Here is a 9,327-nt window from a genome sequence, read left to right as displayed (position 1 = left end):
GCGGGGAGGGTGCCGCGGGCCTCGGCTCGCCCATCGCTTACTTTCCGGGGCGCGGGGGGGCGGGGGGGGGGGGGCCCCCCCCCGCCCCCCCGCGGCCAGTCAGGCAAACGGCCAGATTACGGCAGCTCAGATGCCCTGCCAGTCATATCCGTTGTCGTGCGGCGACCCCTATGGGAACCCCCGTCCCGGCGGGCGGCCAGCGCCATGCGGGCCCGGTGGTCGATCTCGATGAGGTAGGGGGCGACAAAGCCGTGGTAGTCCGCTTTGCGCCTGGTCGGTAGATCCCGCCAGCCGGTGATGCGGCCACGGCAGTGGCGCGCACCGCACCGGCAGCGGGCGGCGAAGTAGTCGACCGAGTAGTTCCGCATCGCATAGTCGAAAGTGATCTCCTCGCCGGCGGTTATGGGTGCGCGGGCGACGAAGTCGTGCGCACCGCTGGAATTGAGGCGGATCCCGCAATTCGGTTCACACGAGTGGTTCACCTTCGGGACGAGCCCGCTGTGCAACACGAAACGTTCCGCATCGACCTGGGAGGCGTGGGAGTGGTTGCGGTCCAGTTCACGGTCGATGACACCGGCCATCACCGTCTCATCGATCCGGAAGGGCCGGGTGGCGAAAACACCCTCGCCTTTTTCGTGTGTTCCCCGGAGTTCGAAGCCGTCATCCATCGTCGCCTGCTCTCTGAGGGGATCAGCACGCCCGCGGCTGCTCTCGCCGCGGGCACGACAGATCGACGCGCCGCCGAGGATCTCCCCGACCGCGGTCCGCTGATCCTTGCATCACACCCGATCGGCCATGGCCCTTTCAGGACCGGACGATCACTGTCAACGGCCCCGGATCGGCCACCACCGGCTCGCAAAGTTGATCTTGCGCACCTATCGGTCGATATCTGTGCAAGATCAACTTTGCGACCCAGGGATCACCGAGAAGCCTGGAGCATGCTCTGAGTCCTTCCATTGCAGGTCAGCGGGTGTGGGTCAGCGGGCGCCGCCGCCGACACCTCTTCCCCCTTGGGGGAAGAGCATCTCTTTCTTTCCCTCTCCCCGGGCCGGGTGCCGGCCTGTTCCCCGGCGGTGGTCCCCGCTCCCGGTCCGTCTGCGCCGGGGCCGTTGCCTTCGCCGGACTCTCGGCGTCCGGCACCAGGAGACCAACCTCAGCGAACTGTGGAGTGGACAGGAGGACACCCATCCCGAGCCATGCGGGCGCACCCTCCTCCTGTCCACGCGCCACAACCGACCCAGTGGGCAGATGCTCGACACCGGTCAAGGTCACCGGGGCGCTCCACGTTTCCGGATACAGCGGGCCGTCGTCCGAGAACCCTCCCCGTACGGGCTGGCACTGGCTCGGGGTCCGGACGATGTCGCCCGGACCGACGGCGTCCCCCGTGGTGAAGCGCCACCCCTCGGGTGCCTCGGTGCGCCGCCGCATCTTGCGGGCCGTATCGGCTTCAGCTGCGGCCCGCACGTCGACCAGCGCGACGAGTCGGGCCGCGGCCGCCGCGCGGCTGCCCAAGAGCAGCGGCCCCCGGGCACTCGCCGACGTCGTCCTGCGCGCCCTGAGTGAGCTGGTCCAGGCGCAGGCCGACACCACTGGCTTCGTCGTTCTGCACCGCTGGGCGGAGATCCTGGAGCGGCACTTCCCGCCGGAGCTCCCCGATCCCGACCGAACGGACGCCGCACGGCCGAGCCGGGGGTTGCACCCAAGGGCGGCTGGACAGTGGGCTGGACGGTTGTTCTCAGCGGAGGACCCCCGGGGCGGGCGACGTTGTTGTTCCGCTAGGCGGCCCAGTCGAGCTCCCGTACACCGTGACCATCGTGCCGTCTGAACCGACAGGTCCGCCGCCGCCAAACGAGGCACCGAACTGCTCTGCTGTCTCTCGGGCCTGTATTGGTGAGCCCGTAACCGGCCTCCGGGTTGCGGATGATTCTGCGGACGTGTGCGTTGTCGAGATGGCTGTGGCCAAGGAACCCCGGTAGATCTTGTCGGCTCAGGGCGTGGCGTGCCTGAACCTGATGAGATGGTGTGTGCACCATCGAGTGGTCTTGCCCGAAACGGAGTTGAAGTTGCTCAAGCGGTTACGAATGACTGCGATAGCAGGGGTGCTGCTGGCGGGGGCCACTGCTTGCGCTGGGGACGCCGACAGCGGTGGTGATACGCCGTCCATACTGACCACGTCCGACCAGATGCTGATGGCGATGCCCAGCAAGGCAAGCCTGCCCACCGGTTGGAAGTACAGCCAGTCCAAGACGCTCCAGGACGACGAAGCCCTCCAGATCTGCCAGCGCGAAACCGAGACGAACTGTGTCGGGTTCGCGGTCGGGGGCGGGGCCAGGTTCCGGCGCAGTGCCGAGGACTCATCGTCGGATGAGGAGCCCTCGGTGGAGTTCGTCCTCTACTCCTTCGACACAGCAGGCAACGCACGGGTGGCCATGAAAGGCATGGTCATCGAAGAGCGCGGCACCACCCTAAAAGTAAAACCGCTGACCATCGATGCGGGAGCCGAAGAGAGCGAAGCCTTCGCGAAGATCCGCACCTCCCAGATGATCATGCGGGTCGGTGGCGTCGTTGTCAGGGTAAAAGGCACCGATCTGGCAGGCAGCACCGAACTGGAGGAACTGTCCAAGCTCCAGGTCACACGAATTAAGGCGGCTGCATTGGGGACCAACCCGGACGCCTGAGGCGTTGCTGTGGACCCCCTAAATCGGACACCGCTCGTTTCCGCAGGCCATCCCCCGTGGGCAAGCCGGTTTCGCGCACGGACACCTCTTACTCACGCGACAGCCGAGAGGACCCTGCCCGGAGGCGTTGCCGCAGTACGGTCCGCGGCGGGATCCTGGAAAGGGACGCCAAGGCGTCCTAACCCCGATCGGGAGGCGCTGTCATGCCGAACCGGCGGCCCCGTGGATATCAGCCGCAGTGGAAGCCCCGCGCCCGCACGTGCGAGCTGCTGGCGGCCGTGGACCGGGTCCTTGCGCGCTACGCGGCTCAGCTGCCGCTCACGATCCGGCAGGTCTGGTACTCGCTGATATCCGACGGCGTGCTGGTCAAAGAAGAGCGCACCTACAAACAAACAGTGGAACTCCTGGGGATGGCCCGCCGCTCAGGCCGTATCCCGTGGGAGGCCCTGCGCGACGACACCGAAATCCGCGCCGAACCCGTCGCCTACGGCGGGCCCGACGACTTCCGGGCCGGGCTGCGCCAGGCGGCGGGGGACTATCGGCTGGACCGGCAGGCCGGCCAGCCGGTGCGGCTTGAGATCGTCTGCGAGACGGCCGGGATGGTTCCACAGCTTGTTGCCGTCGCTGACCCGTTCGGCGTGCCTGTGTATTCGGGCAGCGGATTCCACGGGCTGCCGGCGAAACGGGGAGCGGCGCTGCGTGCGGCTGCTGACGGACACCGCGCGGTGAGGGTTTTCGTCGTCTCCGACTGGGACCAGAGCGGGGTCCATCTGTTCTCCGCGCTGGCCGAGGATGTCACCGCGTTCGCGGCCGTGGACGCCCCGGGAACGGAGGTCGTCTTCGAGCGTCTGGCGGTGACCGAGCAGCAGATCGCCGACTACCAGCTGCCCACCGCGCCGCCGAAGGTCAGTGATCGCCGCTCGTTCAGCGGCACTGCCACCACCCAGGCCGAGGCCCTGCCGCCCGATGTCCTCGCCGCCGTGCTGAAGGCCGCGATCACCTCTCACCGGGACATGCGCGTCCTGGCGGCACTCCTTGAACGTGAGGAAGAAGAGCGCCGCCGTCTCCTGGAGAGCCTCGGATACGACCCAGACTCCGGCTGAGATCGGTGCGCCGGGTTCAGCCGGCCTTGTGTGTCGCTCGTCCAGGCCAAGTGCCGCCGAGCGTTCCCGTCTGTCCCGTGGGCCTTGGTGTACTGGACTGTCGGAGCTGGGCGAGGCAGGGGAGCGGGATGTTGGCCGGGTACAGCAGGGGTTACACCCTCGAGCTGAGGGGCGCGTGCGCGTGACGGACTTCAAGGACTTCGAGTGGGTGGTGTGGCGCCTGGAGGTCCAAGACCCATCGCGGCTCGCGGGCGAGGATCCGGACCTGGACGAGCGCACCCGCCAGGCGATGACGGAGCTGGCTGCCTCGCTGGGCTGCGTGTACGACTCCTGCGTCGACTACGACTCCTACGACGACGAAACGCCGTACTACGCCTGGTGGGTCCGCCTGCCCCAGGCCGAGCATGCCCGACTCGGCAAGGACGGCCTCCCGCAGGCTCTTGGCCCGCTGCGCCAGTACCTGACCACCCAGCTTCCCGACGGTTTGAAGTGGGAGATCACGCCGGACCGCGAGTTGACGTACGACCACGCCGGCAGCGCGGCCATGCGGACCGCCTACAACGATCTGATCGCCCCGTTCGAGCGCGCCCTGATCCCGCTGCGCCGGGACGGGGCCGACGCGCTCGATCCGCGGGCGAAGGTCTGGAAGTGGGAGGAGGACCTCCTGGTCGGCACGTTCGACCTGTGGCTGTGCAACGACCCGGACCGGCCGAACACCTGGATCGTCGTCACCGTCGGACTGTGGACCGAGCCGCAGCTCTTCGATGAAGAGCCCGCAGCCGGCCTCGGTCACTTCGACTTCACCCCGCACCACCCGCTGCTCTTCCTGCCCCGCCCGCCGGCCCCGGCGACCTTCAGCGCCCGCATCACGTCCGGCTCGTTCCCCCACACGAGTTCCTCCAGGACGAAGGCCGCCGACGCCACCGGGACAGCTCACCAGTGGACGGCCAACGACCCCGACGTCCTGGCCGAGCGGGTCGCCCGCGACGTCAAGCTGCTGTGGCCGCACCTCACCGGCCCGGAAAGGAGCTGACGATGGCCTCGTACACGAAGGACCCGCGCTGTACCGCCATGGCCGAAGCCCTCGTGCCCCTGCTGCGCCGCAACTGCCCGGAAGGCGCCGGATGATTCGGCGGCTCGTACCAGGTGAACCTGGATGACGAGGAGGCCGTCGGATTGGGCGGGGTGGAACTGATCCGGGCCGCGATGGGTAAAGCGGCCCGGCAGCTCGGCTGGAAGGTCACCACGATCGGGATGATCGGCACCCGCCACGGCACCATGGTCGTCGTCCAGGACGTGCGCGAGGTGCCCGAGGAGCACCAGGCCGTCCTCAGCGATGCCATGAACGAGCGGATGCGAGCCGCGCTGCACAAGGTGTGGGGCGAGCAGGGCCCGGCCCCTGTCCAGCGCGGCTCGGTGGCCTTGATGACTCAGGAGTTCCGCGCGGCCGTTGCCACGGGCAGCGCCTAGTAGCTGTTCTGTCCCGTCCGGGCACCCGCTGCGGCCCTGGCCGCGGCCTGCAACAGGAGCTCTGCAACACAGGTGACCATAGCGCCCGCGTTGTGCCCCTGACCTGGGAAAGCATCGGCCCGAAAGGGGACGGTGGGGCGTGTTGCATGGCGGTGTTGCACGAGGCGGCATAGGGCGGCAGACAGCACGAGACCCCGGGAATCTGTCGTGACGTCCCGGGGTCTCTGTGTACTTCGCTTGACCGTCCGGTTCAACGACCGGCCGTACGCCGTGTCACGCCCATTCCATGCCCAGCTCCCGCAGCGCGTCCAACTGCTGCTGGGTGAGCTTGTTCCGCCGGGTCTTGGTGTTGGAGATCCATACGCCCAGCTTCACGACTACCGGCTCTGTCTCGCCGTCGACCGCGATCGGCTCAGCGTGGCCGCGCGGTACGGGCCGGCCCGTACCTTCCCGTTCCACCCACTGTGCGAGGGCCGCAAGGCCCCGCTGGAACGCCTGCTGCGCCTTGCCCTTCGTCGCACGCTTGGCCACGGGGGCGGCAGGTGCCGCCTGGGCGGGCTTGATGCCCAGCGTGGACAGCCGCTCCTGCTGCTCGGGGAGGAGCTGCGCCCAGGTGACCGGCTGCTTCTGCTGCTGAAGCCATTTGCCCACGTCATCGCCCTCGAAGACGACGCCCGGCGCGATGTAGGGCAGGCTGCCGTCGGCGTCGGCGAGGTCGGCGAGGACGCGGTGGTGGCGTTGCCAGTCGAGTGGCCATGGGCAGTTCCAGTCGGGGTCGATCGCGGTGAGCTGTGCCGCGCGCTCGGTCGCCCGCTCGGGGTCCTTGCCCAGGCCGTTCTTCTGGCCCTTGCGGCGGAGGTTGGCGATGTGCTGTCCGATGGGCACCATCGCTTCGCTCTCGCCCCACACCGCGTCTTGCCGGGGCGCGAGGTGTCCGGTTGCCCGCCGGTAGGACCGGAGGGCGGCGAGCTTGTTCTCCCAGGCTTCCTCGCCCGGCTCCCAGATCATGCCGGCTTCCGGTGCGTCCAGCAGGGTCTTGCGCCTTTCCTCCAGCTCGCCCGCCCGCAGTGCCTTCCGCTGCTGGTGGACCCATCGGCCAAGCGGAAAGTCCTTCGTGACCCCCACTTCGACCTCGACGTCGTAGGGCACGGCGTAGAGGCCGGTGATTCCGTTCTCCTTCCGCCAGCGCAGCAGGGCTTGGTAGCCCTCCAGCCACACCAGCGACTCGGGCCGGTAGACCCGGGTGCGCAGGAACGCGGCGATGGTCGACGCGTCGCGCGGGCTGGAGAAGTGGAGGAGGGCCGACTCGGCAGCGGCGTCGGTGTCGTCCTGCTCCTGGTTCTCGCCGTCACCCTCGCCGCCGGTCCCGATGATCCGTCCGTCCTTGTCGCGCTGGACGTGGACCTTGCGTTGCCCGCTGGTGAGGGCGCGGGAGGCGAGCTGCTCGACCAGGCGTTCATCGTGGCTGCGCAGGCCCTGGAGGACCGCCACCAGGGGCCGGAACGAGGCGGAGGCGACCATGTCGGTCGGGTCCTCGTTCGGCTCCAGGAAGACCGGAACGATGATCCGCGCGACCTTCGTGCTGCCGTCGCGGTTGAGCCGGAGCGCCCGGCCGATGTTCTGGACGATCTCGACCTGTGAGCCGCGGGTGTCCGCGAAGCAGACGGCTTCCACGCCCCGCTTGCCGGTGATGTCGACGCCTTCACCGAGGACGCGACAGCTTGCGAGGAACGCGCGGTGCACCCGGCGGCCGGCCGCGTCGATGCCGTTGGCGAACTGCCGCAGCACTTCCCGCCGCTCACTGACGAGGTGGTCGCCGCACAGCCACGCCGACCACACGCGGTCCGGCGGGACGTGGCGGCCGGCCTCGAGTTCGTAGAACTCTGCGTCGATGGAGGACTTCGGCAGCTTGTCGGCGGCGGCCAGGTCGTCGTCGGAGGCGTCGTTGACGTACAGCTCGGCAGCGGTTGCCGGCAGTTTCTCCGCGAACGCCGCCGCTTCCTCGACCTTCTGGTGGAAGGTCATGACCGTACGCAGGTTGTACGCCGCCGCGTGCTCCAAAAGTGCGGTCTGCAACAGGGCCAGGCGCCGGCCGCGCCGTGCCTCCTCCGACTCCCGGAGGACGGGGGAGAGGACGGGGGAAGGGTCGCGGATCTCCAGCACGTCGATCTCGAATCCGGCGAGGATCTCGCGCTCGATCGCTTCCGAGAGCCCCAGTTCGGCCAGCCACGCGCCGTACGTGCCGTCCGGGTCGTCGGCCATGGTCGCGATCTCCGCCTCCTGGCCGCCCGCGCCCTTCTGCGGCCGGGCCGCGGCCAGAATGCGCGGCGTTGCCGTGAGGTAGAGCCGGAAGTCGGCGGGGATGCGGGCGTTGTCGTGGATCGCCGCCCAGGGCCTCCCGAGATCACCGGCGGTGCCGTGGGCTTCGTCCACGATCGCGAGGTCGAAGCCTGCCATTTGCTGCCCGTACAGCCGCGCTCCGCCCGCCAGAGCGGCCTCCAGCGGCCCGCGAACCTTGCCCTGGCCCTCAGGTGCGTCGATGTCCTCGCGGTCTACCAGGGAGGCGTACGTGGCGAACACGATGACCGGCCCGTGCCCGGCCCACAGGGCGAGTTGGATCGGGTTGGTGGTGGTGCGTACCCCCAGGGAGTCGAGCACTGCGTCGTTCTCCAGCGAGCAGACCGCGACCATTGGCGCCTGGTGGCCCACCAGGCGCCACGCCTGGGCGGTTTGCGCGAGCAGGTCCAGGGTCGGGACGGTGACCAGGGTCCGGCCGTCCGCGAACGACTCCAACGCGCACGCGGCGGCCGTGATCGTCTTGCCCGAGCCGGTCGCGGACACGATCGTGCCCCGTGCCCCCTGCGGGGGCACAGATGATCTTGCAGGGAATCCCGCCCACTTACGGAAACTTGCTTTCTGGGCTACCTGGTGTTCCCGAAGCTGAATACCCAGCATTTCCACGCTCCTCCTCTGCCTTCTTTTCCATTCGCTTCGGAAATCACTGGGACGGGGTGAAGGGCGGGACGGACACCGTACCGTCCTCGGCCACGACGATCCGCTCGGCAAGCTGGGCCAGGACCTGAGAGGGGCGCAGCCCCGTCCGGTCGGCCACCACCCGGATCAGCCGACCGGGCGCGACGGACAGCCAGACCTCCGCTCGCAGTTCATCCGCTTCCTCCTCCTGCCGTTCCCCGAAGGCGGCCTGTGCAGCAAGAGCACCAGCAAACCGTTCCTCGCGCTCGCGAGCCCACACTGAGCCTTGCGCGTCCTGTTCCGGCTCGTACACGCTCCAACCGGCCGCAGCCATCAAGTCCCTGACGCGCCGCCACTCAGCATGTTTGGAAAGCCAGATGGCAGCCAACCGCTCCCGGTCCATCGCGAACTCGTAGAAGGAACCGTTTCCCCTCAACTGATCCACGGTTTCCCGCTCACGGACAGCAGCCTCCGCGACCTTTTCCGCAACGGCGGGCACGTCCAGGCCATCCGCCTCACGCCGGACCTGATCCCGCGCCACGTCCTGAGAACTCCACATGCGTTTTCCCTTTTCCGGAAGCGCGGGCACCTGGGCCCGCATCAGGTGGCTGGAGGTGTCCCGTGTTTCCGCCAACAGTACATGTGCATCAGGTTGGATGCACCCACTACACTGGAACCCGACACGAACGAGCGACCCCCTCCCCTCCGCAGCCAGCCAAGCCCGCGTAGCGGGCTTCAGGTCCTGGAGGCGCAGCCGGAAGGGCCCCAGGGTGGGGGAGCGCAGCGGACACACCCTCAGACGGGCACGAAGTGCCCGTCAACTCCCTCACAAGACCGATTGCCGCACCTGACATCCCGCCAGACCGGGCACCCGCGCAGCGGGGCCCACCGGCCAGCGCAGCGGCCGGCCCCCTCAACTCCAGGAGCGAAGCGGAGGGAGTTGGGCCCGGCTCCACGCAAAGCGTGGAGCAGACTCCGTGAAACGGAGTCAACTCTGGTGCGAAGCACCAGAGTTCGCACCCGCAGAGCGGGTGCGTAACCACCGTGCGAAGCACGGTGGTTCGCTTGCACATCGCGCAGCGATGTGGTACCCGCTCCGCGGG

General features: G+C 68.6%; 7 protein-coding genes. 4 read left to right on the top strand and 3 right to left on the bottom strand.

The genetic code is table 11. The annotated features are described in order from the left end of the window. Positions 1-116 precede the first annotated feature (116 nt). On the bottom strand, positions 117-668 hold the full coding sequence (locus tag ACZ68L_RS45245; RefSeq protein ID WP_469590460.1) for an SET domain-containing protein-lysine N-methyltransferase: 552 nt from the start codon (positions 666-668) through the stop codon (positions 117-119). A gap of 1,374 nt (positions 669-2,042) precedes the next feature. Between ACZ68L_RS45245 and ACZ68L_RS45240 the strand changes: the two genes are divergently transcribed. The 4 genes from ACZ68L_RS45240 to ACZ68L_RS45225 all read left to right on the top strand — a co-directional run bounded on the left by ACZ68L_RS45240 (position 2,043) and on the right by ACZ68L_RS45225 (position 5,251). After that, complete coding sequence (locus ACZ68L_RS45240; protein WP_469590458.1) at positions 2,043-2,678, top strand: hypothetical protein; 636 nt, start codon at positions 2,043-2,045, stop codon at positions 2,676-2,678. Between the two features lie 203 nt (positions 2,679-2,881). Then, the gene (locus tag ACZ68L_RS45235; protein ID WP_469590457.1) at positions 2,882-3,781 is read left to right on the top strand and encodes a hypothetical protein; all 900 of its coding nucleotides are present in this window, start codon (positions 2,882-2,884) and stop codon (positions 3,779-3,781) included. Positions 3,782-3,962: 181 nt separating this feature from the next. Beyond that, the gene (locus ACZ68L_RS45230) at positions 3,963-4,814 is read left to right on the top strand and encodes a hypothetical protein (protein ID WP_469590454.1); all 852 of its coding nucleotides are present in this window, start codon (positions 3,963-3,965) and stop codon (positions 4,812-4,814) included. A 113-nt stretch (positions 4,815-4,927) separates the two neighbouring features. Continuing rightward, a complete protein-coding gene (locus ACZ68L_RS45225; protein ID WP_469590451.1) occupies positions 4,928-5,251 on the top strand; it encodes a hypothetical protein in 324 nt (107 codons plus the stop codon). Between the two features lie 273 nt (positions 5,252-5,524). Here the strand turns inward: ACZ68L_RS45225 and ACZ68L_RS45220 are convergent, their stop codons facing one another. Together ACZ68L_RS45220 and ACZ68L_RS45215 are read right to left on the bottom strand one after the other, a co-directional pair. Beyond that, a complete protein-coding gene (locus ACZ68L_RS45220; RefSeq protein ID WP_469590449.1) occupies positions 5,525-8,206 on the bottom strand; it encodes a helicase associated domain-containing protein in 2,682 nt (893 codons plus the stop codon). Between the two features lie 43 nt (positions 8,207-8,249). Further along, complete coding sequence (locus tag ACZ68L_RS45215) at positions 8,250-8,825, bottom strand: hypothetical protein (RefSeq protein WP_469590446.1); 576 nt, start codon at positions 8,823-8,825, stop codon at positions 8,250-8,252. Positions 8,826-9,327 lie beyond the last annotated feature (502 nt).

It is taken from the genome of Streptomyces sp. NPDC104309, assembly GCF_055584025.1.
This window is presented reverse-complemented; position numbering and strand designations above follow the sequence as displayed.